The organism is Dyella sp. KRB-257 (assembly GCF_049445995.1).
Lineage (GTDB): Bacteria > Pseudomonadota > Gammaproteobacteria > Xanthomonadales > Rhodanobacteraceae > Dyella_A.
In genome coordinates, this window is the sequence record NZ_JBMSDZ010000022.1 from 13,805 (window position 1) to 35,098 (window position 21,294).

Consider the following 21,294-nt stretch of genomic DNA (forward strand, 5'->3'; position numbering starts at 1 on the left):
GCCGTCTCGGCCGGCACGCCATGCAGGCCGCGTAGTGTGACAGCCGGCGCGGCCGAGTTGACAGCCCGCTTGTGGCACAATGCGGGCACGTCGCCCTGCCGCAGGCTCTGCAAAAGCCCTGCAGGCAACCGCCCCCGCAAAGGCCAAGCGGTTGACGCCATAGCGCATTGCCCGCATAATTGCGCGTCTTTTTCCAACCCGAGCATTTCCGGAGTTTTACCTTGGCCAACATCAAGTCCGCGAAGAAGCGCGCGCGCCAGTCCGAGCAGCGCCGCCTGCGCAATGTCAGCGCCCGCTCCATGGTCCGCACCGCGCTCAAGAAGGTCGTCAAGGCCATCGAGGCCAAGGACAAGGCTGCCGCCGTCGAGGCGTTCACCGCCGCCCAGCCGGTCATGGACCGCTACGCCGCACGCGGCCTGATCCACAAGAACAAGGCTGCCCGCCACAAGAGCCGCCTCAACGCGAAGATCCGCGAGCTGGCGTAAATCGCCCTGCAGCCATCCGGTTGGAAACAGAAAACCGGCGCCAGGGCGCCGGTTTTTTTATGCCTGTGCCGAATGGACTGCAGTGCCCAGGGGCGCCGCAGAGGCTGAGAAAAATTCGACCGCCGTAGCGAGAGCGCCGCCAAGCGTTCGTGACAAGGTGCGTTGGGCGCAAATCCGGGGAGTTTGGTGAACCAAATGACCCGGATTTGCGCCCAGCGCGCCGCCGGCACGGGCGTTTGGCGACGGTCGCAGTAGGCGGGCGATTTTTTCTCAGCCTCTCAGTCCGCATTGATTCGTCAGACGTCGCCGCGCAGGCGCACGTCGTTCGCGGGCATCTCGTCGGCAGATTCACGCCGCGCCGCGCGCTCCGCCTCGAAGAAGCGCTGCACCTGCCGGCAGACCGCCATGGTGTTGTCGCGCGCAATCGCCGACACCAAGAACCACGGCCGGGTCCAGCCCAGGCGGGCCACGATGTCCCCGGCCACCTGCTGGCGCTCGTCCTCGGGCAGCACGTCCGCCTTGTTGAGCACCAGCCAGCGCGGGCGCTCCAGCAACTCCGGATCGAACTTCGCCAGCTCCTGCTCGATCGCGCGCACCTGCCCGACCGGGTCGGCGCCGTCGATCGGCGCGATGTCGACCAGATGCAGCAGCAGACTGGTGCGCGACACGTGACGCAGGAACTGGATGCCCAGTCCGGCGCCCTCGGCGGCCCCCTCGATCAGGCCGGGAATGTCCGCGATCACGAAGCTCTGGTCGGTGCCAAGACTGACCACGCCGAGATTGGGATGCAGCGTGGTGAACGGGTAGTCCGCCACCCGCGGCGTGGCCGCCGACACCGCCCGGATGAAGGTCGACTTGCCCGCGTTCGGAAAACCGAGCAAGCCCACGTCCGCCAGCAGCTTGAGCTCGAGCTTGAGCTCGCGCACATCACCGGGCGTACCCGGCGTGGACTTGCGCGGCGCCCGGTTCACCGAGCTCTTGAAATGGATGTTGCCCAGCCCGCCCTTGCCGCCCTGCGCCACCAGCAGGCGCTGGCCGTGCCGGGTGAGGTCGCCGATGATCTCGTCGGTGTCCACGTTGGTGACCACGGTGCCGATCGGCACGCGGACCATGGTGTCCTCGCCGCCCTTGCCGTACATCTGGCTGCCCATGCCGTTCTGGCCGCGCTGCGCCTTGAAGCTGCGCTGGTGGCGGAAGTCGATCAGGGTATTGAGCCCCTCGTCGGCGACCAGCCACACCGAACCGCCGAAGCCGCCGTCGCCGCCGTCGGGACCGCCGAACGGGATGAACTTCTCGCGACGGAAGCTGATGCAGCCATTGCCGCCGTCGCCGGCCTGGACCTTGATGACTGCTTCATCGACGAATTTCATGGGGATACATCCGGGAGCTATGAGGCAAGGCGGAACAAGGTTAGCCCGATGGCGATTGCCACGGAGCTTTCCTCGCCCGCCTGAAAAACAAAGGCCCCGCCGGAGCGGGGCCCTTGCACAACGCGTCGTGACGGGCTCAGGCCGGGATCACGTCGACGAATCGGCGGTTCTTCTCGCCGCGGACCTTGAACTGCACGGTGCCGTCGACCAGCGCAAACAGCGTGTGGTCGCGACCCAGGCCGACGCCGGTGCCGGCGTGGAACTGGGTGCCGCGCTGCCGCACGATGATGTTGCCGGCCTCGATGGCCTGGCCGCCGTAGATCTTGACGCCGAGATACTTCGGGTTCGAATCGCGACCGTTGCGGCTGGAACCTACGCCTTTTTTATGTGCCATGACTCAATGCTCCAGTTGCTCAGGCGTTGATGCCCGTGATTTCGACTTCGGTGAAATGCTGACGATGTCCCTGCTGCTTCTTGTGGTGCTTGCGGCGGCGGAACTTGATGATGCGGATCTTGTCGGCACGGCCGTGCTTGCGCACGGTGGCGCTGACGGTGGCACCCGATACGATGGGCGCACCCACGGTGATCGACTCGCCTTCGCCCACCAGCAGAACTTCGTCGAAGCTCACGGTGGCGCCTTCTTCGGCGTTCAGCAGCTCCACGCGCAGGACGTCGCCCTGCTGCACGCGGTACTGCTTGCCACCGGTCTTGATGACTGCATAACTCATGGGATGGTCCCTTCTGTCGTTATTCTCTTGGGTTCCGCGGGGCGATGGTCTGCGCTGGCGGACTCGGGAGTATAGCGAGGCACGGAGAAGCTGGTCAATCCTTGACCACCCCGCGGGAAGCCGGCCCAGCGCGCTATCGGGAGCCCGTGCCGGCCGGCTTGCCGAGCGCCGGCTGCGCCGGCGCGCTGGCCGGGCAGCGACCTTCGGCCGTGATGGTGCCGGCCTTCTGCAGCTGCTCCATCATCGCCTGGCCGCGCTCACGGCCCCATTGCTGGCCCACCTGCATGCCCTCGGCCATGGTGGCAGGCATCTCGGCAACCACCTTGCGGCCCAGCGGGGAACGGTAGAACTTGAGCAGGCCGTCGATGTCCTCGGCGGTGAAGTGGCGCTGGTAGATCGGGATCATCTTCTCCGACAACTCCTGCATGCCCTTCTCGTCGAGAAAGTTGTTCCAGTAGCTGGCCGGCACGCAGGGCAGCTGCTGGCCCATCATGCCGGCCATCTGGGTGTTCATCTGCTGGAACATGCGGTTGACGCCGAATATGTCCATCAGCTCGTGCACCTGCTGGGCGCTGGCCTGGGCGGCCCATGCGGGACTGCCGGCGAGGGCGAGCACGGCACTGCAGGCCAGCGTGCGCCAGGCGCGTTCGATCGATGTCGGCTTCATGGATGTCGGCTTCATGCGTTTGTGCTCCGATGCAGGGATGGCGAAGCCGGCATTTAGCCACAGCCGTCGCCGCCGGCAAAACGTCCCGGGCTTGGAGGCGGATGGGTGACGCACCCGTTATCGACGCCACGGTCCGATCACGGGGCATTGGTATAGTGCCCGTTTCCCCCATATCACGGCGCGATGGACACCATTCGCATCCGCGGCGCACGCACGCACAATCTCAAGAACATCGACCTGGACCTGCCGCGTGACCGGCTGATCGTGATCACCGGCCTGTCCGGCTCGGGCAAGTCCTCGCTCGCCTTCGACACCATCTACGCCGAAGGTCAGCGCCGCTACGTGGAGTCGCTGTCGGCGTATGCGCGGCAGTTCCTGTCGATGATGGAAAAGCCCGACGTGGACCACATCGAGGGCCTGTCGCCGGCGATCTCGATCGAGCAGAAGTCCACCTCGCACAACCCGCGCTCCACCGTGGGCACGATCACCGAGGTGTACGACTACCTGCGCCTGCTGTACGCCCGCGTCGGCACGCCGCGCTGTCCGGACCACGGCATCCCGCTGGAGGCGCAGACGGTCAGCCAGATGGTCGACGCCACGCTGGCGATGGATCCGGAAAAGCGCCTGATGCTGCTGGCACCGGTGATCCGCGACCGCAAGGGCGAGCACGTGCAGGTGTTCGACCAGTTGCGCGTGCAGGGTTTCGTGCGCGCCCGCGTCGACGGCGTGGTGCATGACCTGGACGCCGTGCCGCCGCTCACCCTGCGCCAGAAACACACCATCGAGGTGGTGATCGACCGCTTCCGCCCGCGCGAGGACATCAAGCAGCGCCTGGCCGAGTCGTTCGAGACCGCGCTGCGGCTGGGCGACGGGCTGGTGATCCTGGCGGACATGGATGAGGTGGGCGCAGCGGACCAGATGCTCTCCTCGCGCTATTCCTGCCCGGTGTGCGACTACTCGCTGCCGGAGCTGGAACCGCGGCTGTTCTCGTTCAACTCGCCGATCGGCGCCTGCCCCGGCTGCGACGGCCTGGGCGTGACCCAGGTATTCGATCCGGCGCGCGTGGTCGGCCATCCGGAACTCTCGCTGGCCGGCGGCGCGATCCGCGGCTGGGACCGGCGCAACCCGCACTATTTCCAGCTGCTGCAGTCGCTGGCCGCGCACTACGATTTCGACGTCAACGAGCCGTGGGAGAACCTGCCGGCCGCCACCCGGCAGGCCGTGCTGTTCGGCAGCGGCAGGCAGCCGATCGCCTTCCGCTACCTCACCGAGCGCGGCGGGCGGGTCATCCGCAAGCATCCGTTCGAGGGCATCGTTCCCAATCTGGAGCGCCGCTACAAGGAAACCGAATCGGCCGCGGTGCGCGAGGAGCTGTCCAAGTACATCAGCGACCAGCCCTGCCCCAGCTGCGAGGGCCAGCGACTGAACCGCTCCGCCCGCAACGTGTTCGTGGCCGATCATGCCCTGCCCTCGCTCACCCACCGCTCGATCGACGACGCGCTGGCGTTCTTCGACACGCTCACCCTGACCGGCTGGCGCGGCGAGATTGCGGCGAAGATCGTCAAGGAAATCCGCGAGCGGCTGACCTTCCTCAACGACGTGGGCCTGAACTACCTCACGCTGGACCGGCAGGCCGATTCGCTTTCCGGCGGCGAGGCGCAGCGCATCCGCCTGGCCAGCCAGATCGGCGCCGGGCTGGTCGGCGTGATGTACGTGCTCGACGAGCCGTCGATCGGACTGCATCAGCGCGACAACGAACGCCTGCTCGGCACGCTCACCCGCCTGCGCGACCTGGGCAATACGGTGATCGTGGTCGAGCACGACGAGGACGCCATCCGCATGGCCGACCACGTGCTCGACATCGGCCCCGGCGCCGGCGTGCACGGCGGCGAGATCGTGGCGCAGGGTTCGGTGGACGACATACTGGCCTCGCCGCGCTCGGTCACCGGCCAGTTCCTCTCCGGCAAGCGCGCCATCGAGGTGCCGGAGAAGCGCCGCCAGCCGGTCGACAAGGCGTCCTGGCTGCACCTCAAGGGCGCCAGCGGCAACAACCTCAAGCACGTCGACCTGGCAATCCCGGCCGGCCTGTTCACCTGCGTCACCGGCGTCTCCGGCTCGGGCAAGTCGACCCTGATCAACGACACCCTGTTCCGGCTGGCGGCGATGGAGCTCAACGGCGCCTCGACCCAGCCGGCGCCGTTCGACTCGGTCAGCGGCATGGAGCTGTTCGACAAGGTGGTGGACATCGACCAGTCGCCGATCGGCCGCACGCCGCGCTCCAACCCGGCCACCTACACCGGCCTGTTCACGCCGCTGCGCGAGATGTTCGCGCAGGTGCCGGAGGCGCGCTCGCGCGGCTACACCGCCGGCCGCTTCAGCTTCAACGTGCGCGGCGGCCGCTGCGAGGCCTGCGAAGGCGACGGCATGATCAAGGTGGAGATGCACTTCCTGCCCGACGTGTACGTGCCCTGCGACGTCTGCCACGGCAAGCGCTACAACCGCGAGACGCTGGACATCCTCTACAAGGGCCACACCATCGCCGACGTGCTCGACATGACGGTGGAGGACGCGCTGAAGCTGTTCGAGAACGTGCCCACCATCGCCCGCAAGCTCGACACGCTGCGCGCGGTGGGGCTGGACTACATCAAGCTCGGCCAGAGCGCGACGACACTGTCCGGCGGCGAGGCGCAGCGCGTGAAGCTGTCCAAGGAACTCAGCAAGCGCGATACCGGCCGCACCCTGTACATCCTCGACGAGCCCACCACCGGATTGCACTTCCACGACATCGAGCAACTGCTCGACGTGCTGCACCAGCTGGTCGACCAGGGCAACACGGTGGTGGTGATCGAGCACAACCTGGACGTGATCAAGACCGCCGACTGGATCGTCGATCTCGGTCCCGAGGGCGGCTCGGGCGGCGGGCGCATCCTGGTGTCCGGCACGCCGGAGACGGTCGCGGCCACCGCCGGCTCGCACACCGGCCGCTTCCTCGCGCCGCACCTGAAATCCACCCACGCCACCAAGGCCAAGCGCGCCGACGCGCCCAGGCGCACCAAGGCCGCCACCAGGCACATCGCCTCGGCCGACAAGCATCGGCCCATGCCCAGGAAGAAGCGTTCGTGAGCTCGCCGCAGGACACCCCGAAGCCGGCGCGCAAGCCGCGCGCGTCCAAGACCGCCGACGCAGCCCCGGCGGCCGACCTCGACAGCTCGCCGCAGGGCGAGCAAGTAAAGCCCAGGCCGCTGTTCGTGGCCCATCTGGACGTGCGCTGGCGCGATCTGGACGCCTTCAACCACGTCAACAATTCCACTTATCTCACCTACCTCGAAGAGGCGCGGCTGCAGTGGCTGCGCCACGTGCCCGGCCCATGGCTCGACGAATCGTCGATGCCGGTGCTGGCGGCCAGCCACCTCAACTACCGCCAGCCCATCGCCTGGCCGGGGCATCTGGCCGTGGAGCTGTGCTGCGAGCGGCTGGGCAACAGCTCGATCACCCTGGCCCATCGCATCGTCGATGCCGGGGATGCCGACCGGCTCTACTGCGACGGGCAGGTGGTGCTGGTATGGATGAATCCCGCCACCGGCAAGCCGGTAGCGCTGCCGCAGGCGATCCGCGACTCGGCGGCCGCTGCCGCGGCCTGAACGCACGATGGTGGGCGATGGAGTGATGGTGGTGATGGAGTGGCGCGGCAGCGATGACCGATGCCCGCGCTTCATGGCGGTGTCGGTAAGATCGCCGACACCGCTTCGACAAGGAGTTTGCCGTGCGCCAGACGCCTCTCGCCCTTTTGCTGCTGACGCTCGCCACCGGCGCCGCTGCCGCCGAACACGGCGAGATCACCATCTACCGCAGCGACGATGCCGCGCTGTTCGCCAACGACGGCGCCAGCGTCCCGGCCGGCTACGCCCTGGTGCGCCAGCCGCGCACGGTGAACCTCACCGCCGGCGTGCAGGACATCCACCTCGGCGGCCTGCCGCTGTATCTCGACCCCGAAGCGTTGGCACTGGAGTTCGACGGCGCCAAAGCCTCGGTGATCTCGCAGCGGCTGCAACTGGCCCAGGGCGGCTCGGCACTGGCCGGCAACCTGGTCGGACGCCAGGTCGACGTGCTCGGCGACCAGGGCAACGTGATCGCCCGCGGCACCCTGCTCTCGGCCGGCAGCCCGCTGCAGGTCCGCCAGGGCGACGTCACCGTGCTGGTCCACGACTATGCCGCCGTGCGCGCCAGCGGCACCATCGACGGCGGCTCCCGGCTGGACCTGCGCGTGGACGCGCAACGGGCCGGACCGGCCAGTGCGCAGCTCAGCTACGTGACGGGCGGGCTGGGCTGGCGTGCCTCCTACCTCGGCACGCTTGCCGATGGCGGGGCATGCCGGCTCGACCTGCAGTCGCGCGCCAGCGTGGCCAACCGCAGCGGCAGCGACTGGCACGACGCGCAGCTCACGCTCATCGCCGGCGAGCCGCGACTGGACAAGCCCGCCGCGCCGATGGTGACCATGGCGTTTCGTGGCAAGGCCGCCGACCTGCCGCAACAATCCGCGCTGGCCGACTACCGCAGCTACCGCCTGCCCGCGCCGGTCGACCTGCCGGACGGCAGCATCAGCCTGCTGCCGCTGTACGCGCCCAGGAGCATCGCCTGCGAGCGCACCGCACTGTATGAGACCGGCGGCCGCTACCAGCCGCCGCAGCCGATGATCCAGTCCCCGATCATGACCACTGGCCCGTCGGCCGTCATCGGCACGCTGGCTTTCCGCGCCTTCGACAGCCTGCCGGCCGGCTATCTGCGCGTGCTGGCCCGCGACGATCGCGGCGCTGCGCAGGTGATCGGCGAAAGCCGCATCGAGGACACCCCGAAGGGTGGCGAGGTCAAGCTCACCCTCGGCAACGTGTTCGACCTGCGCGCCAGGCGCGAACGCACCGCGTTCCACGTCGATCGCGACGGCCGCACCATGGACGAAGCCTTCCGCCTCGTCTTCACCAATGCGGGCGACCGTGCGCGCACCGTCACGGTGCGCGAGCATCCCTCGCGCTGGCGCACATGGATACTGGCCTCCTCCAGTCTCAGGCCCACCGTCACTACCGCCGACACGCTGGGCTTCGCGGTGAAGGTGCCGGCGCACGGCAGTGCCACCCTCGACTACGCGGTGCGCTACACCTGGACCGCCGACGACCGGCCGCAATAAGCCCGCCCCTCAGGGACACGACCATGCTCAACCGCATCACCCACGACACCATCGTCGAACTGCAGCTGGCCCGCCCGCCGGTCAACGCACTGAATCTCGAACTGCTGCGCAGCCTGCGTGCCGCGCTGGAGGAAGCGCCCGCGGCCGGCGCGCGCGGCATCGTGCTGTCCGGCGCACCGGGCATGTTTTCCGCCGGTGTCGACGTGCCCGCATTGATGGGCCGCGAACGCAGCGAGGTGCGTGCGTTCTGGCGCGAGTTCTTCGCCGTCTGCGCGGCGCTGGCGCGCGCGCCGGTGCCGGTGGTGGCGGCGATCACGGGACACAGCCCGGCCGGCGGCGCGGTGCTCTCGCTGTTCTGCGACTACCGGGTGATGGCCGAGGGGCCGTTCAGGATCGGTCTCAACGAGGTGCAGGTGGGGCTGAGCGTGCCCGACTGCATCCAGCTGGCGCTGCGCCGCGTGGTGGGCACCTATCGCGCCGAGCGGCTGCTGGTGGCCGGCGCGATGATCGAATCCTCCCAGGCGCTGGCCTGCGGCATGGTCGACGAGCTCACCGGCGTGGACCAGGTCACCGTTCGCGCGCTGCACTGGCTGCGCGAACTGCTGGCCCTGCCCTCGCATGCGATGCTCGCCACCCGCGCCCTGGCCCGCGCCGATCTGGCCGATGCCTACGCCGATGTGGATGCGCTGCCGCTGGATGCCTTCGTCGACGGTTTCTTCCACCCGCAGACGCAGGCCGTACTGCAGGGCCTGGTGGAGCGGCTGCGCAGGAAGTGAGCCGGACCGGGCGGGCGCTCAGCCCGGTCCGGTCGCCACCGGCCGCGACGGATCGCTGACCCAGCCGCTCCACGACGGTGCGTACAGCCGCGAACCGGCCAGACCGGCATGCTCCATCGCCAGCAGGTTGTGGCAGGCGGTGACGCCGGAGCCGCAGGAGTGCACCACCTGCGACGGCGCGTGCCCCTCGACCACCGTCAGGAACTCCCGCCGGAGTTCGCCGGCAGACTTGAAGCGTCCGTCGGCGGCGAGGTTGTCCGCGAACGGACGGTTCCTCGCGCCGGGCACGTGGCCGCCCACGCGGTCGAGCGGTTCGGTGTCGCCGCGGTAGCGCGGGGCGGCGCGTGCGTCGAGCAGCAGTTGCCCCGGCCGCGCCGTCACGGCGGCATGATCGAGGATGAGCTGCGCGGCGTCGTAGTGGATCGCCACCTGCGTCGGCGCGCGCTCCGGCAACGCCGTTTCCAGCGGCAGCCCGGCGGCGGTCCACGCGCCAAGGCCGCCGTCGAGCACGGCCACTGCGCGCGCTCCGACCAGCCGCAGCAGCCACCACAGCCGCGCCGCGGCCAGTGCGCCGCCGGCGGCGTCGTACGCCACCACCTGCAGGTCCGGATGCCAGCCCCAGCGGCCGAGCACGGCCGCGAAATCGGCCTCCAGCGGCAGCGGGTGCCGGCCCAGTCCGAGCGACTGCCGCGAGAGATCGGACAGGTCATGGTCCAGGCTGGCGTAGACCGCGCCGGCGATGTGCCCGGCACGGTAGTCGCGCTCGCCCTTGCCCGCGTCGGCGAGATCGAAGCGGCAGTCGACGATCAGCACCTTGGCGGGCGGAAGCGCAGCCAGTTCGGTGGCGGTAATCAGCGTGGTCTTCATGGCGTGGTCTTCATGCGCGTCCCATCCTCTGCAACAGGTTCAGCATCATCGCCGCGGTGGCGCCCCAGATGCGGTGACCACCGTGTACGAACTCCACCATGGACCGCTGGTGGCCGCGGAATTCCATGGTGTAGTGGCGCAGGTTGCCAGGCTCCAGAAAGAACCCCAACGGCACCTCGAACACTTCGGCCACCTCGTCCGGTGCCGGCGTCAGCCGCGCGTGCCCGGCAATGCGCGCCACCACCGGGGTCACGCAGTAGCCGCTGATCGTCTCGAACACGTCGAGGAATCCCAGCGGCGACACCAGGCCCGGGTCCAGACCGATCTCTTCTTCGCTCTCGCGCAGGGCGGTGGCGATCGCATCGCGATCGTCCGGATTGCTGCCGCCGCCGGGAAACGCCACCTGCCCCGCGTGCGAAGGCAGGTGCGCCGTGCGCACGGTGAGCAGCACGCGCGGCTCGACGCCTTCGCGCACGCCCACCAGCACCGCCGCGGGCCGGCGCACGGCGGTGCCGAGCAGTTCGCTCATGTGCGCGTGGTTCCAGCCCGGCGGCTGCGGCGGCTCGGCCAGCGGCAGCAGCGCGGGCTCCAGCGCGTGCCAGATCCGCTCCATCACGAGGCCTTGCGGGTCGGCAGCACCACACGCATGAGGTACAGCCGCTCGGTGTCGGGCATGCTGCCCCAGCGCGCGATCTCGCCCATCGAGCGCTGGCAGCCCAGGCAATAGCCGCGACCGTCCAGCCGGCACAGACCGATGCAGGGCGTCAGCGGCGCCTGGGGAAAGGAAGCACGGGGATCGGTCGACATGGCCCCCGATGATAGCGCCTGCAAGGGATGCTCTGATCAGGGGTTGGCGACGTCCAGCAGCTCGATGTCGAACACCAGCGCCTCGTTCGGACCGATGCGCGGCAACGCGCCGCGCTCGCCGTAGGCCAGCTTCGGCGGGATCACCACCTTCCAGCGGTCGCCCACGTGCATGCGCGGGATCACGTCGCGCCAGCCGGGGATCACGCTGTTCACCACGAAGCTCACCGGGTTGCCGTGGGCAAAGGTGCTGTCGAACTCGGTGCCGTCGATCAGCATGCCGCGATAGTTGACGGTGACCTTGCTGTCCACCGTCGGGCTGGTGCCGCCCCGTCCCTGCTTGATCACCGCGTACTGCACGCCCGAGGGCAACTGCACCACGCCGGGCTGGGTGCGGTTGTGCGCCATGTACTGCTCGCTCCTGCGGGCGTTGCGGACAGCGACGCGGCGGAACTCGGCCACCGCGCGGGCGTGCATCTGCTCGTCCAGCGCATGCAACTGGGCGCGCATGTCCGACATCGGCACGCTCGGCGGGCGCTTGGCGGCGGCGTCCTGGATCGCCCGCTGCAGCGTGGCCAAGTCGACGGACGGCTCGCCGTCGGCGAACTGGCTGCCGATCTGGTAGCCGATCGCGTAGGACAGCTTGGCCTTGTCGATGGCGGCAGGCGGCCTGGACGACTGCTGCGCCTGCGCGACCGTGCCGATCAGCCCGAGTCCCGCCGCCATGAACCGTCCTGCCCACTTCACCATGCCGCTCTCCGAAACCGTGACGCCCGGTGGGCATGCCCATGCGCCATGCCTGCCCGGTGCAGCATCGCCGGATGCGATACCCGGCATGAGATTCCGGCCGGTGGCAAAGGTTCCCGCTGCTACCATCTGGACTTTTTCCCCCGCAGGTTCCTGCCATGGCTTATCGCAACCTCGAAATCGCCGACCGCGGCGCCATCCGCACCATCACCGTGGCGCGCCCGGACAAGCTCAATGCACTCAATCGCGACACGCTCAACGAGCTCACCCTCGCCTTCACCCAGGCAGCGCAGGAAGACGGCGTGCGCGCGGTGGTACTGGCCGGCAGCGGCGAGAAGGCCTTCGTCGCCGGCGCCGACATCGCCGAGATGAGCGGCTACACGCCGCTGCAGGCGCAGTCGTTTTCGCGCACCGGGCAGCGCCTGATGAGCCTGATCGAACGCCTCGGCAAGCCGGTGATCGCGCGCATCCAGGGTTTTGCGCTGGGCGGCGGCATGGAGCTGGCGATGGCCTGCCACCTGCGCGTGGCCAGCGAGAAAGCCAAGTTCGGCCAGCCGGAAATCAACCTCGGCCTGATCCCCGGCTTCGGCGGCACCCAGCGCCTGCTGCGGCTGGCTGGCCGCAGCGCGGCGCTGGAGCTGTGCCTCACCGGCGCCACGATCGGCGCGCAGCGCGCCCACGAGCTGGGCATCGTGACCCGCGTGGTCGCGCCCGAGGCGCTGGACGAAACGGTCGACGCCCTCGCCGACCAGCTCGCCGCCGCCGCGCCGCTGGCCGCCGCCGGCATCCTCGACGCCGTGCTGCAGGGTGGCGAAACCAGCCTCGACCAGGGGCTGGAGTTCGAAACCCAGGCCTTCGCCCTGGTGTTCTCCAGCGAGGACATGCGCGAGGGGACGCGCGCGTTCCTCGACAAGCGCAAACCCGCGTTCAAGGGCGCCTGACCGCCCTCCCACCGACTCTGCGCTCCCGTAGATGTGGCGCAGCCCATGTAGGAGCGCACCCTGTGCGCGAATGCTCTTGCTCCTGATCGACATCAAAGCCAAGAGCATTCGCGCACAGGGTGCGCTCCTACCGTCAGTGACCGCCGCGGTATTTTTTCTCGCCGGCGGTCACGGCGATATCCAGCCGGTTTTCCGGCGGCGCCAGCGGGCAGGTGGCGAACGGCGTGAAGGCGCACGGCGGGTTGTAGGCGCGGTTGAAATCCAGCACCACGCTGCCGGGCTGCTTCACGCTGCCGGCGGGCAGTGCGGCGTAGAGGAAGCGTGCCGCGCCGTAGGTCTGCTTGCCCGAGGTGCGGTCGGCGATCACGAAGAACAGCTCGCCGCCCGGCTCCTCCTGGTAGGGCAGCAGCTCGAAGGTCTTGCCGTCTCGCTCGAACACCGCCTTGCCCGGCACGTCGACCGCGTCGATGGTGCCGATCACCGAGCCGATCTGGAGCTTGTGCGGCGGATCGAACGGCACCCACTGCGCCACGATGCGCCAGGAGGGATCGATCGGGAACGATTCGATGCCCAGGAAATGCCTGCGGGTGGGCGCCTCGGGGGCCTTCACGCGCAGCGCCTTGCGGCCGTCGCGATCGATCACGTAGAAGCTCGCCGTGCCGAACCGAACCGTGGTCGGCCCGTTCGCGCCCGCGTGCATGTCGTCCACCAGCGGCGCGCTGGCCACGGCCTTGCCGTCCACCGTGGCGCCGCTGCCGGCGGCCAGCGCCATCGACAGCGCGCCGTCCGGGCCAAGCGTCACGGTGCCCAGGTGGTCCGGGCCCGCGGCCAGCACGATATCGTTGTCTGCCGCGTGACCGATCCGGTTCGCGCCTTCCTTCAGCCATTCCAGCCCGACCAGGCTGAGCCAGCCGTCCGGCGCGGTCAGCCGCTGCAACCGACCCTGCCGCCACTGCTCGACCCCGCGTGTGACGTCCTGGGCGGAAAGAGTCGGTGCGGCGGGAACATCGGCAGCGTGCACGAGCGGAACTCCAAGCAGGAAGGCAACAGCCAGCGTGGCGCGACGGAGCATCAGGCGGTCAGCCGGTGGGGAGGGAACGCCCGAGTATGGGCAGCGCCCGGGCCACGAGGCAAATCCCGCCGGTCAGCGGCCGCGCAGGAACAGCTTATCCAGCTCGGCCAGGCTGAGCTGGGTCCAGGTCGGACGTCCGTGATTGCACTGGCCGGAGCGTTCGGTGGCCTCCATCTCGCGCAGCAGCGCGTTCATTTCCGGCAGGCTCAGGCGGCGGCCGGCGCGCACCGAACCGTGGCAGGCCATGGTCGACAGCAGCTCGTTCTCCAGCTCCTGCAGCCGGCGCGAACTGCCGTGCTGGGCGAGCTCCGCCAGCACGTCGCGGGTGAGCTGACCCACGTCGGCGCCTTCCAGCAGCGCCGGGATGCGCCGCACCACCACCGCCGAGGGGCCGCCGCGCGACAACTCCAACCCCCACGCCGCCAGCGCCTCGGCGTGCTCCTCGGCGGCCGCAGCTTCCTTCGCGCTCACCGCCAGGCTGAGCGGCACCAGCAGCACCTGCGAACGCAGGTGGTTGGCGGCGCGCGCGACCTTCAGTTTCTCGTAGGTGATGCGCTCGTGCGCCGCGTGCATGTCGACCAGCACCAGGCCGTGCTCGTTCTCCGCCAGCACGTAGATGCTCTTGAGCTGGGCGATGGCGAAGCCCAGCGGCGGCGCCTGCTCGGCGCTGTCCGGGGCGAATGAAGGCTGGGTCCAGCCGGCGGCGTCGCGTGGTACGGACTCTCCCAGCAGCGCGGCATAGTCGGCCAGCGGCTGCTCGCGCACGCCCAGGCTGAGCCGGCTCTGCGTGGCCGCTCCACCGGACCAGCCGCCGCCGTACGTCGACTGCGCGGCGACGGCGCTCGTCGATGCCGTGTCGGCGACGGCCGCGGGCTGCTGCTGCATCGCCTGCCCGGCGCGCGTCTGTGCCAGCGCCTCGTGCAGGCTGCGGAACAGGAAGTCGTGCACCAGCCGCTGCTCGCGAAAGCGCACCTCGTGCTTGGCCGGATGCACGTTGACGTCCACGCCCACCGGATCGAGTTCCAGATACAGCACGAAGGCCGGATGGCGGCCGTGGAACAGCACGTCCGCATAGGCCTGGCGCACGGCGTGCGCCACCACGCGATCACGCACGAGGCGGCCGTTGACGTAGAAGAACTGCGCATCGGGCTGGCCGCGCGAGGCGGTGGGCAGGCCGACCCAGCCGGACAGGCGCAGGCCGGCGGCTGCGTGGTCGATGCGCAGGCTGCGTCCCGGGAATTCCTCGCCGAGCACATCCGCAACACGCGCCAGCGCGGCCTGCTCGTCACGCGCGACCTTCCACACGCGCACCGGCTTGCCGTTGTGGCTGAGCCGGAACTCCACGCCGCTGCGTGCCAGCGCGAGCGACTTCAAGAGGTCGTCGATGTGTGCGAACTCGGTGCGCTCGGCGCGCATGAATTTCCGCCGCGCCGGCACGTTGTAGAACAGGTCGCGCACCTCCACGCTGGTGCCCGGCGGGTGCTGTGCCGGTCGCGCGGCCTGCAGCTTGCCGCCGTCCACCTCGATGCGGAATGCCGCCTCCGCGCCGCGCGCACGCGAAGTCAGCGCGAAGCGCGCCACCGACGACACCGAGGCCAGTGCCTCGCCGCGAAAGCCCATGCTGGCGACGTGTTCGAGATCCTCGAAGCTGCCGATCTTGCTGGTGGCATGCGAGGCCACGGCGAGCGGCAGCTCGTCCGGTGCGATGCCGCCGCCGTCGTCGCGCACGCGGATCAACCGCGCGCCACCCTGCTCGATGTCCACCTCGATGCGCGTGGCGCCCGCGTCGAGGCTGTTTTCCACCAGTTCCTTCACCACCGACGAGGGCCGCTCGATGACCTCGCCGGCGGCGATCTGGTTGATGAGGTCGGGAGGCAGCACGCGGATGACAGGCATCGGCGTAGCTTACGGGAGCGGCCGGGGATCGAGAAGGCGAGCGGTTCGGCCAGTGCCCACCGATGGAACCACCCGCACGCTCGCCACCGGCCCTTCGACTTCGTTTCGCTCGCCACGAACGGAGCGAGCCGTTCGCGCTGGGCGGCCTGAGGGATCGGCGCGTCAGCCGGCGGGAATCGCCAGCACGGCACCGGCGCGAATGGAATCGCCGTCGATGCGGTTGGCATGCTTGAGCGCGCCCACGCTCACGCCGTACTGGCGCGCGATGCTGCCCAGGCTCTCGCCGCGGGCGACGCGGTGCAGATCGCGCACCGTTGCATCGGCACGATCAGACGCCACGGCCACGGAGGCCTTGCTGTCCTTGCCGGGCTGGGTGGCCGCAAGCATCGCGCCGCTGCGGCGTGCCGCCTCGGCGGCGAACCAGGTGCCCGGCGGCGGCGTCGATTCGAAGTAGTTGCGCACGCCGCCCATCACCGCCTGCGCCAGCTCGGCCTGGTGGGTCGGATCGCGCAGCTTGCGTTCTTCGGTCGGATTGCTGATGAAGGCGGTCTCGACCAGGATCGACGGCACGTCCGGCGAGCGCAGCACCACGAAGTTGGCGCGCTCCACGTAACCGCGGTGCGTCGGCCCCAGCCGCGCCAGCGCCTTGAGCACGTTGCCGGCGATCGACTCGCTGGCCTGCATCGCGTAACCCTGCTGCAGGTCCAGCAACACGGCGGCGAGGCTGTCGTTCTTGTCGTCCAGCGACACGCCGCCGATCAGGTCGGCGCGGTTTTCGCGGTCGGCCAGCCAGCGCGCCGCCTCGCTGGTCTTGCCGCGCGGCGACAGCACCCACACCGACGAACCCCTCGCATCGCCGTTCCTGAACGCATCGGCGTGGATGGACACGAACATGTCCGCGTTCTTCTCGCGGGCGATCTGATAGCGGCGCTTGAGCGGGATGAAATAGTCGCCGTCGCGCGTGAGCACGGCCTGCATGCCCGGCTGCCTGTTGATCAGTGCGGCCAGCCGACGCGCCACGGCAAGCGTGACGTTCTTCTCCAGCGTGCCGCCCGGACCGTGCGCGCCCGGGTCGTCGCCGCCGTGTCCGGCATCGACCGCCACCACCACCTTGCGCTGGCCGCCCATCTGCTCGGCCACCTGACGCAGGGTCATCACCTCGCTCGCCGAGGCCTTGTTCGCGTGCACGGCCTTCATCACGGGCGGCGACGCACGGGCGACCACCGCAGCGCTCGCGGCCTTGGCCGCTGCGGCGGGATAGAGATCCAGCACCAGCCGGTAACCATAGCCACCGCCGGGCTTGAGCACGAAACTCCTGGGCGCGCTGTGCGCATCCACGTCGGCGATCAGTTCGAGCCGACCACCGCGGCGGCGAGTGCTCAAGCCCTTGAACAGGCCCTGCGCCGACGGCGTGGCGAACGCCGGACCCAGCCGGTCCTTGCCCAGATCGATCTGCACCTTGCCGTCGTCCTGGCGGAGTCGATAGCTCACCGGGCCGCTGAGATCGAACACCACGCGGGTGTAGAGCGGGCCGGCCCAGACCCGCGCGGCGCGGACATCGGCGGCGCGGGCGGGCAACGCGGACAGGCCGGCGGAAGTGGCCGCCAGCGCGATCAAGCCGATCCTGAACAGGGATGCCCTCATGGCCTGCATTGAATCGCAGGAAAAACGCCATTGCAAGCATTTTTTCCTTGGATATCCGCAACCTGCACCGTATTCGTCAGGCAATATCCAGAAGAGCCCTGCAAGCCGCGCTTTCCCGGGCACTAATTGCCCCACCACAACACACTTTTTTCCCTTCAGGAACGCAAGCTTAGCGATGCGAATGCGGCACGACCGGACCGCGTGCCGGCGGCGGCATCCGGGCCAGCAGTCGCTCGCCGTGCGGGCTGGCGGCGCGCAGCACGGCCCTGCGTCCGGTCCCCGCGTACTCCAGGAACACTTCGACGTCCGCCGCCGGCAGGGCGCCCGCACCGCGCTGTGGCCACTCGATGAGCACCACCGCACCGGGCTCGCCGAGCGCGTCCAGGCCGAGCCATTCGAGCTCGTCCGGATCGGCGATGCGGTAGAAATCCAGGTGCCAGGCCTGCGCATCGCCCAACGGATAGGACTCCACCAGGCTGTAGGTCGGACTCTTGATGCGGCCGGGCACGCCCAGCGCATGCAGCAGCGCGCGCGCGAATGCACTCTTGCCGGCACCGAGGGGGCCGTGCAGATAGCACACCAGCCCGCCGTCGATGGTCGCGGCGACCTGCCCGGCCAGTGCCGCGGTCGCCGCCTCGTCGGGCAGCTCCATGCTGAGCTCACGCATGGTCCAGGCCATTGCCGAGCCGGCGCAGCGGGGCGAACAGGTCGCCGGCGAGCAGGCCGCGCTCGCCGGCTTCGGCGGCGGCGGCGTCGCCCGCCCGCGCGTGCAGGCCCACGCCGAGGCAGGCGGCCTCCCATGCCGTGGTGCCCTGTGCCAGCAGGGCGGCGATGACGCCGGCAAGCACATCGCCCATGCCCGCGGCCGCCATCCCCGGATTGCCCCACGGACACACGGCGAGGCGCCCGTCCGGATGGGCGATCAGGCTGCCCGCCCCCTTCAGTACGACCACCGCGCCGTGCCGGCGCGCCAGCTCGCGGGCGGCGGCGAAGCGATCGGCCTGCACGGCGGCGATCTCCACGCCGAGCAATCGGGCCGCCTCGCCCGGATGCGGGGTCAGCACGGCCGCGCGCTCGAACCGCCGCGGCTCGCGGGCCAGCAGGTTGAGGCCATCGGCATCGAGCACCAGCGGCCGATCCGAGTCGAGCGCGGTCAGCCACAATGCGTGGCCCCAGGCGCCCTGCCCCAATCCGGGGCCCACGGCGAGTACGTCGGCCCGGTCGATCAGCGGGGCCAGCGCCTGCGGCCCGTTCACGCCATGCGCCATCAGCTCGGGACGTCCGGCATTGAGCGCCGGAACATGAATATCGTGCGTCGCCACGCTCACCAGACCGGCGCCCGAACGCAGCGCCGCCTCGCCGCACAGGCGGATCGCGCCGGCCATGCCGCGCTCGCCGCCGATCACCAGCAAGTGGCCGTTGTCGCCCTTGTGCGCCACCCGCGGACGCGGCGGCAGGTGGATCGCCCGCAACAGCTCGGCATCGTGCGGCTGGTCCTGCCACAGGCTTGCCGGCAGCTGGAGCGTGTCGAGCTCGAGCCGGCCGACATGATCGGCCGCCACGCCGGTATGCAGCCCGCGCTTGGCCGCGATGAAGCACACCGTGACCGCCGCGCGCACCGCCACGCCGGGGCAGGTGCCGAGATCGGCGTTCAGTCCGGACGGCACGTCCAGCGCAAGCACCGGCTTGCCGCAGGCGTTGATGCGCTGGATCAGGTCGGCGACCGGTGCCTCGGGGGCGCGGTTGAGACCGCTGCCGTAAAGCGCATCCACGTGCACGTCCGCGTCCGGCCAGGGCACGGTCGGATCGAACCGATGCACGCGGCCGCCGGCAAACTCGAACGCGGTGCGGGCCTGCAGGGCGTCGCCGCTCGCCTGGCCGGACAACGCCACCAGCTCCACCTGGTAGCCGGCCTCTTTCGCCAGCGCGCCCAGCAGGTAGCCGTCGCCGCCGTTGTTGCCCGGGCCGCACCACACCGCGATACGGCGCGCCTGCGGCCAGTGCCGCCGCAGGCTGGCCAGTGCGGCAGCGGCGGCACGGCGCATCAATTCGAAACCCGGGATACCGAGCACCTCGATGGCACGGCGGTCGAGCGCGCGCACCTGTTCGACGGTATACAGCGCGTGGCGGGGGGCGGTGTCGGTCATCGGCGGATTATAGGCAAGGCGGGGCGCGGCGCCGCAGCGCTTAAACTAGCCGCATGCCTGCCCTGGACCTCCCCGCCATCGACTACGCCGCGCTCGCGCGGTCGATCAAGCAATGGGCGCGCGAACTGGGCTTTGCCGACACCGGCATCAGCGGCGTCGACCTGGCCCGCGACGAACAGCACCTGCAGCAGTGGCTGGCTGACGGACACCACGGCGAGATGGAGTACATGGCGCGCCACGGCGCCAGGCGCAGCCGGCCGCACGAACTCGAACCGGGTACGCAGCGGGTGATCTCGGTGCGCATGGATTACGCGCCACCGGACATCGCCAGCGCCTGGTCGGTGATCGGGAGCGGCGAGCTGGGCTACATCTCGCGCTACACGCTGGGCCGCGATTACCACAAGCTGATGCGCGGGCGATTGCAGAAACTCGCCGAGCGCATCCGCGCGGAGATCGGCGAGTTCGGCCATCGCGCCTACGTCGACTCCGCTCCGGTGCTGGAGAAGGCGCTGGCGCGCAACGCCGGGCTGGGCTGGATCGGCAAGCACACGGTGCTGCTCCATCGCCGCGCCGGCTCGTACTTTTTCCTTGGCGAGCTGTACACCGACCTGCCGCTGCCGGTGGACGCACCCGCCACCGAGCACTGCGGCAGTTGCAGGCGCTGCATCGACATCTGTCCCACGCAGGCGATCGTGGCGCCGTATCGGCTCGACGCGCGACGCTGCATTTCCTATCTCACGATCGAACTCAGGGGCAGCATCCCGGAAGAGTTCCGCAAGCCCATGGGCAACCGCATCTTCGGCTGCGACGACTGCCAACTGGTGTGCCCCTGGAACAAGTTCGCGCAAGCCACCGAAGAGCCGGATTTCGCCCCACGCCACCGGCTCGACGGCAGCCGCCTCACCGAACTGTTCGCGTGGAGCGAGGAGGAGTTCCTGCGTCGCACCGAAGGCATGGCGATCCGCCGCACCGGCTACGAAGGCTGGCTGCGCAACATCGCCGTGGCGCTGGGCAACGCGCCACGCTCGGAGGCGGTGCTGGCCGCGCTGCGCGCGCGTGCCGACCACTCCTCGGCCCTCGTACGCGAACACGTGGCCTGGGCCCTGCAGCAGCACGAGGCAACTCCCACCACCGGAGATCCATCATGAGCGAGAGCCTGAAACCGATGCCGCGACTGGAGGACGTGCTGGACGACCTGCGCCAGCTCGAACCGATCTTCCACCGCCCCGAGTCAGGCGCCGGCCCGGCCGACGGCGAGCGGATCACTGAGCCCGGCTTCTGGGAGATCGGCGCGTCCGGCCAGCGCTACAGCCGCGATGACGTGCTCGAGGTGCTGCGCCAGCGCGTGGCGCATCCGTCCCACGAATCCCTGGCAGCGGACGACTTTGCCTGTCACCCACTGGCGCCGAGCCTGTACCTGCTGGGCTATCGGTTGCGCCAGGGCGAGAGCGTCACCCGGCGCACCACGTTATGGCGGCGAACGGTGGAAGGATGGAAGGCGGTGTATCACCAGGGCACGCCGGTGGCGCGCCCGTAACCTAAGCGCGAGCGCCGCAGCGCACCGCGGCTGCTGCTCAGGCCGCGGCCATCTGGGTCGGGATCGAACGGTTGGTGTGCGAGATGCCGTTCTTCGCGTCGGCGTACACCAGCATCGGCTGGTGCGCTTCGACCTCGGCTTCGGACAGCTGGGCAAACGCAGCGATGATGATCAGGTCGCCCGGCTGCGCGCGATGCGCGGCACTGCCGTTCACCGAGACGATGCCCGAGCCGGCCTCGGCCTTCAGCGCGTAGGTGACGAAGCGCTTGCCGTTGTTGATGTTCCAGGCGTGGATCTGCTCGTATTCACGGATGCCCGACGCGTCGAGCAGCACGCTGTCGATCGCGATCGAGCCCTCGTAGTGGAGCTCGGCGTGGGTCACCGTGGCGCGGTGGATCTTGGCCTTGAGCATGGTCAGGTGCATGACATCA

22 protein-coding genes are annotated in these 21,294 nt (G+C 69.6%); 8 read left to right on the plus strand and 14 right to left on the minus strand.

The features are described 5' to 3' along the window. The first annotated feature begins 221 nt into the window (after window positions 1-221). Entirely contained in the window at window positions 222-485 is a 264-nt protein-coding gene (gene rpsT / locus ACO2Q2_RS14505; protein ID WP_302069957.1) for a 30S ribosomal protein S20, read from the plus strand. Window positions 486-781: 296 nt separating this feature from the next. Here the strand turns inward: rpsT and cgtA are convergent, their stop codons facing one another. The 4 genes from cgtA to ACO2Q2_RS14525 form a co-directional block, all read right to left on the minus strand. After that, on the minus strand, window positions 782-1,855 hold the full coding sequence (gene cgtA / locus ACO2Q2_RS14510) for an Obg family GTPase CgtA (RefSeq protein ID WP_423256596.1): 1,074 nt from the start codon (window positions 1,853-1,855) through the stop codon (window positions 782-784). Window positions 1,856-1,991: 136 nt separating this feature from the next. Then, window positions 1,992-2,249 carry a 50S ribosomal protein L27 gene (gene rpmA, locus ACO2Q2_RS14515; protein ID WP_404635185.1) on the minus strand — a complete coding sequence of 86 codons (258 nt, stop codon included), beginning with the start codon at window positions 2,247-2,249 and terminating at the stop codon, window positions 1,992-1,994. A 19-nt stretch (window positions 2,250-2,268) separates the two neighbouring features. Beyond that, window positions 2,269-2,583 (minus strand): 50S ribosomal protein L21, encoded by a 315-nt coding sequence (rplU, locus tag ACO2Q2_RS14520; protein WP_404635183.1) that lies wholly within the window; start codon window positions 2,581-2,583, stop codon window positions 2,269-2,271. A gap of 133 nt (window positions 2,584-2,716) precedes the next feature. Continuing rightward, entirely contained in the window at window positions 2,717-3,250 is a 534-nt protein-coding gene (locus tag ACO2Q2_RS14525; RefSeq protein ID WP_423256598.1) for a DUF2059 domain-containing protein, read from the minus strand. Between the two features lie 183 nt (window positions 3,251-3,433). Between ACO2Q2_RS14525 and uvrA the strand changes: the two genes are divergently transcribed. The 4 genes from uvrA (at window position 3,434) to ACO2Q2_RS14545 (ending at window position 9,208) form a co-directional block, all read left to right on the plus strand. Continuing rightward, on the plus strand, window positions 3,434-6,373 hold the full coding sequence (uvrA, locus tag ACO2Q2_RS14530; RefSeq protein ID WP_423256600.1) for an excinuclease ABC subunit UvrA: 2,940 nt from the start codon (window positions 3,434-3,436) through the stop codon (window positions 6,371-6,373). Beyond that, window positions 6,370-6,891, plus strand: coding sequence for an acyl-CoA thioesterase (locus ACO2Q2_RS14535; protein WP_423256602.1), 522 nt, complete (start codon window positions 6,370-6,372; stop codon window positions 6,889-6,891). The genes uvrA and ACO2Q2_RS14535 overlap by 4 nt, the downstream gene beginning before the upstream one ends. A gap of 122 nt (window positions 6,892-7,013) precedes the next feature. Continuing rightward, on the plus strand, window positions 7,014-8,432 hold the full coding sequence (locus ACO2Q2_RS14540; protein WP_423256604.1) for a DUF4139 domain-containing protein: 1,419 nt from the start codon (window positions 7,014-7,016) through the stop codon (window positions 8,430-8,432). Window positions 8,433-8,455: 23 nt separating this feature from the next. After that, window positions 8,456-9,208, plus strand: coding sequence for an enoyl-CoA hydratase/isomerase family protein (locus ACO2Q2_RS14545; protein ID WP_423256606.1), 753 nt, complete (start codon window positions 8,456-8,458; stop codon window positions 9,206-9,208). Between the two features lie 18 nt (window positions 9,209-9,226). Here the strand turns inward: ACO2Q2_RS14545 and ACO2Q2_RS14550 are convergent, their stop codons facing one another. From ACO2Q2_RS14550 to ACO2Q2_RS14565, 4 genes are read right to left on the minus strand one after another with little or no spacing between them, the layout of a single operon-like run. Beyond that, entirely contained in the window at window positions 9,227-10,075 is an 849-nt protein-coding gene (locus ACO2Q2_RS14550; protein ID WP_423256608.1) for a sulfurtransferase, read from the minus strand. Window positions 10,076-10,085: 10 nt separating this feature from the next. Beyond that, entirely contained in the window at window positions 10,086-10,688 is a 603-nt protein-coding gene (locus tag ACO2Q2_RS14555) for a CoA pyrophosphatase (protein WP_423256654.1), read from the minus strand. Further along, on the minus strand, window positions 10,688-10,882 hold the full coding sequence (locus tag ACO2Q2_RS14560; protein ID WP_423256610.1) for a DUF1289 domain-containing protein: 195 nt from the start codon (window positions 10,880-10,882) through the stop codon (window positions 10,688-10,690). The genes ACO2Q2_RS14555 and ACO2Q2_RS14560 overlap by 1 nt, the downstream gene beginning before the upstream one ends. Window positions 10,883-10,918: 36 nt before the next feature. Further along, the gene (locus tag ACO2Q2_RS14565; protein WP_423256612.1) at window positions 10,919-11,605 is read right to left on the minus strand and encodes an FKBP-type peptidyl-prolyl cis-trans isomerase; all 687 of its coding nucleotides are present in this window, start codon (window positions 11,603-11,605) and stop codon (window positions 10,919-10,921) included. 179 nt (window positions 11,606-11,784) lie between these two features. Here ACO2Q2_RS14565 and ACO2Q2_RS14570 point away from each other — a divergent pair, with 179 nt between their 5' ends. Then, window positions 11,785-12,567, plus strand: coding sequence for an enoyl-CoA hydratase/isomerase family protein (locus ACO2Q2_RS14570; RefSeq protein ID WP_423256614.1), 783 nt, complete (start codon window positions 11,785-11,787; stop codon window positions 12,565-12,567). A 133-nt stretch (window positions 12,568-12,700) separates the two neighbouring features. Here ACO2Q2_RS14570 and ACO2Q2_RS14575 read toward each other — a convergent pair whose 3' ends face one another. From ACO2Q2_RS14575 to ACO2Q2_RS14595, 5 genes are all read right to left on the minus strand, one after another. Beyond that, entirely contained in the window at window positions 12,701-13,639 is a 939-nt protein-coding gene (locus tag ACO2Q2_RS14575; RefSeq protein WP_423256616.1) for a DUF1684 domain-containing protein, read from the minus strand. Between the two features lie 72 nt (window positions 13,640-13,711). Then, a complete protein-coding gene (mutL, locus tag ACO2Q2_RS14580; protein ID WP_423256618.1) occupies window positions 13,712-15,535 on the minus strand; it encodes a DNA mismatch repair endonuclease MutL in 1,824 nt (607 codons plus the stop codon). A gap of 162 nt (window positions 15,536-15,697) precedes the next feature. Next, window positions 15,698-17,179, minus strand: coding sequence for an N-acetylmuramoyl-L-alanine amidase (locus ACO2Q2_RS14585; protein WP_423256620.1), 1,482 nt, complete (start codon window positions 17,177-17,179; stop codon window positions 15,698-15,700). A 169-nt stretch (window positions 17,180-17,348) separates the two neighbouring features. Continuing rightward, window positions 17,349-17,846 carry a tRNA (adenosine(37)-N6)-threonylcarbamoyltransferase complex ATPase subunit type 1 TsaE gene (gene tsaE, locus ACO2Q2_RS14590; RefSeq protein WP_423256622.1) on the minus strand — a complete coding sequence of 166 codons (498 nt, stop codon included), beginning with the start codon at window positions 17,844-17,846 and terminating at the stop codon, window positions 17,349-17,351. Continuing rightward, window positions 17,839-19,326: an NAD(P)H-hydrate dehydratase gene (locus ACO2Q2_RS14595; RefSeq protein ID WP_423256624.1), complete on the minus strand. Its 1,488-nt coding sequence runs from the start codon at window positions 19,324-19,326 to the stop codon at window positions 17,839-17,841. The genes tsaE and ACO2Q2_RS14595 overlap by 8 nt, the downstream gene beginning before the upstream one ends. A gap of 53 nt (window positions 19,327-19,379) precedes the next feature. On the opposite strand from ACO2Q2_RS14595, the gene queG reads away from it, so the two are divergent. Then, window positions 19,380-20,474: a tRNA epoxyqueuosine(34) reductase QueG gene (gene queG / locus ACO2Q2_RS14600; RefSeq protein WP_423256626.1), complete on the plus strand. Its 1,095-nt coding sequence runs from the start codon at window positions 19,380-19,382 to the stop codon at window positions 20,472-20,474. Then, a complete protein-coding gene (locus ACO2Q2_RS14605; protein WP_423256628.1) occupies window positions 20,471-20,863 on the plus strand; it encodes a DUF4440 domain-containing protein in 393 nt (130 codons plus the stop codon). Before queG ends, ACO2Q2_RS14605 begins: the two co-directional genes overlap by 4 nt. A gap of 37 nt (window positions 20,864-20,900) precedes the next feature. Here the strand turns inward: ACO2Q2_RS14605 and panD are convergent, their stop codons facing one another. Further along, window positions 20,901-21,287, minus strand: coding sequence for an aspartate 1-decarboxylase (gene panD / locus ACO2Q2_RS14610; protein ID WP_423256630.1), 387 nt, complete (start codon window positions 21,285-21,287; stop codon window positions 20,901-20,903). Window positions 21,288-21,294 lie beyond the last annotated feature (7 nt).

What these genes read in the sequence shown, in the direction of transcription:
- cgtA (WP_423256596.1), bottom strand. Translation starts at nt 1,855, where the DNA reads ATGAAATTCGTCGATGAAGCAGTCATCAAGGTCCAGGCCGGCGACGGC.
- rpmA (WP_404635185.1), bottom strand. Translation starts at nt 2,249, where the DNA reads ATGGCACATAAAAAAGGCGTAGGTTCCAGCCGCAACGGTCGCGATTCG.
- rplU (WP_404635183.1), bottom strand. Translation starts at nt 2,583, where the DNA reads ATGAGTTATGCAGTCATCAAGACCGGTGGCAAGCAGTACCGCGTGCAG.
- ACO2Q2_RS14525 (WP_423256598.1), bottom strand. Translation starts at nt 3,250, where the DNA reads ATGAAGCCGACATCGATCGAACGCGCCTGGCGCACGCTGGCCTGCAGT.
- uvrA (WP_423256600.1), top strand. Translation starts at nt 3,434, where the DNA reads ATGGACACCATTCGCATCCGCGGCGCACGCACGCACAATCTCAAGAAC.
- ACO2Q2_RS14545 (WP_423256606.1), top strand. Translation starts at nt 8,456, where the DNA reads ATGCTCAACCGCATCACCCACGACACCATCGTCGAACTGCAGCTGGCC.
- ACO2Q2_RS14550 (WP_423256608.1), bottom strand. Translation starts at nt 10,075, where the DNA reads ATGAAGACCACGCTGATTACCGCCACCGAACTGGCTGCGCTTCCGCCC.
- ACO2Q2_RS14555 (WP_423256654.1), bottom strand. Translation starts at nt 10,688, where the DNA reads ATGGAGCGGATCTGGCACGCGCTGGAGCCCGCGCTGCTGCCGCTGGCC.
- ACO2Q2_RS14560 (WP_423256610.1), bottom strand. Translation starts at nt 10,882, where the DNA reads ATGTCGACCGATCCCCGTGCTTCCTTTCCCCAGGCGCCGCTGACGCCC.
- ACO2Q2_RS14565 (WP_423256612.1), bottom strand. Translation starts at nt 11,605, where the DNA reads ATGGCGGCGGGACTCGGGCTGATCGGCACGGTCGCGCAGGCGCAGCAG.
- ACO2Q2_RS14570 (WP_423256614.1), top strand. Translation starts at nt 11,785, where the DNA reads ATGGCTTATCGCAACCTCGAAATCGCCGACCGCGGCGCCATCCGCACC.
- ACO2Q2_RS14575 (WP_423256616.1), bottom strand. Translation starts at nt 13,639, where the DNA reads ATGCTCCGTCGCGCCACGCTGGCTGTTGCCTTCCTGCTTGGAGTTCCG.
- mutL (WP_423256618.1), bottom strand. Translation starts at nt 15,535, where the DNA reads ATGCCTGTCATCCGCGTGCTGCCTCCCGACCTCATCAACCAGATCGCC.
- ACO2Q2_RS14585 (WP_423256620.1), bottom strand. Translation starts at nt 17,179, where the DNA reads ATGAGGGCATCCCTGTTCAGGATCGGCTTGATCGCGCTGGCGGCCACT.
- tsaE (WP_423256622.1), bottom strand. Translation starts at nt 17,846, where the DNA reads ATGCGTGAGCTCAGCATGGAGCTGCCCGACGAGGCGGCGACCGCGGCA.
- ACO2Q2_RS14595 (WP_423256624.1), bottom strand. Translation starts at nt 19,326, where the DNA reads ATGACCGACACCGCCCCCCGCCACGCGCTGTATACCGTCGAACAGGTG.
- queG (WP_423256626.1), top strand. Translation starts at nt 19,380, where the DNA reads ATGCCTGCCCTGGACCTCCCCGCCATCGACTACGCCGCGCTCGCGCGG.
- ACO2Q2_RS14605 (WP_423256628.1), top strand. Translation starts at nt 20,471, where the DNA reads ATGAGCGAGAGCCTGAAACCGATGCCGCGACTGGAGGACGTGCTGGAC.
- panD (WP_423256630.1), bottom strand. Translation starts at nt 21,287, where the DNA reads ATGCACCTGACCATGCTCAAGGCCAAGATCCACCGCGCCACGGTGACC.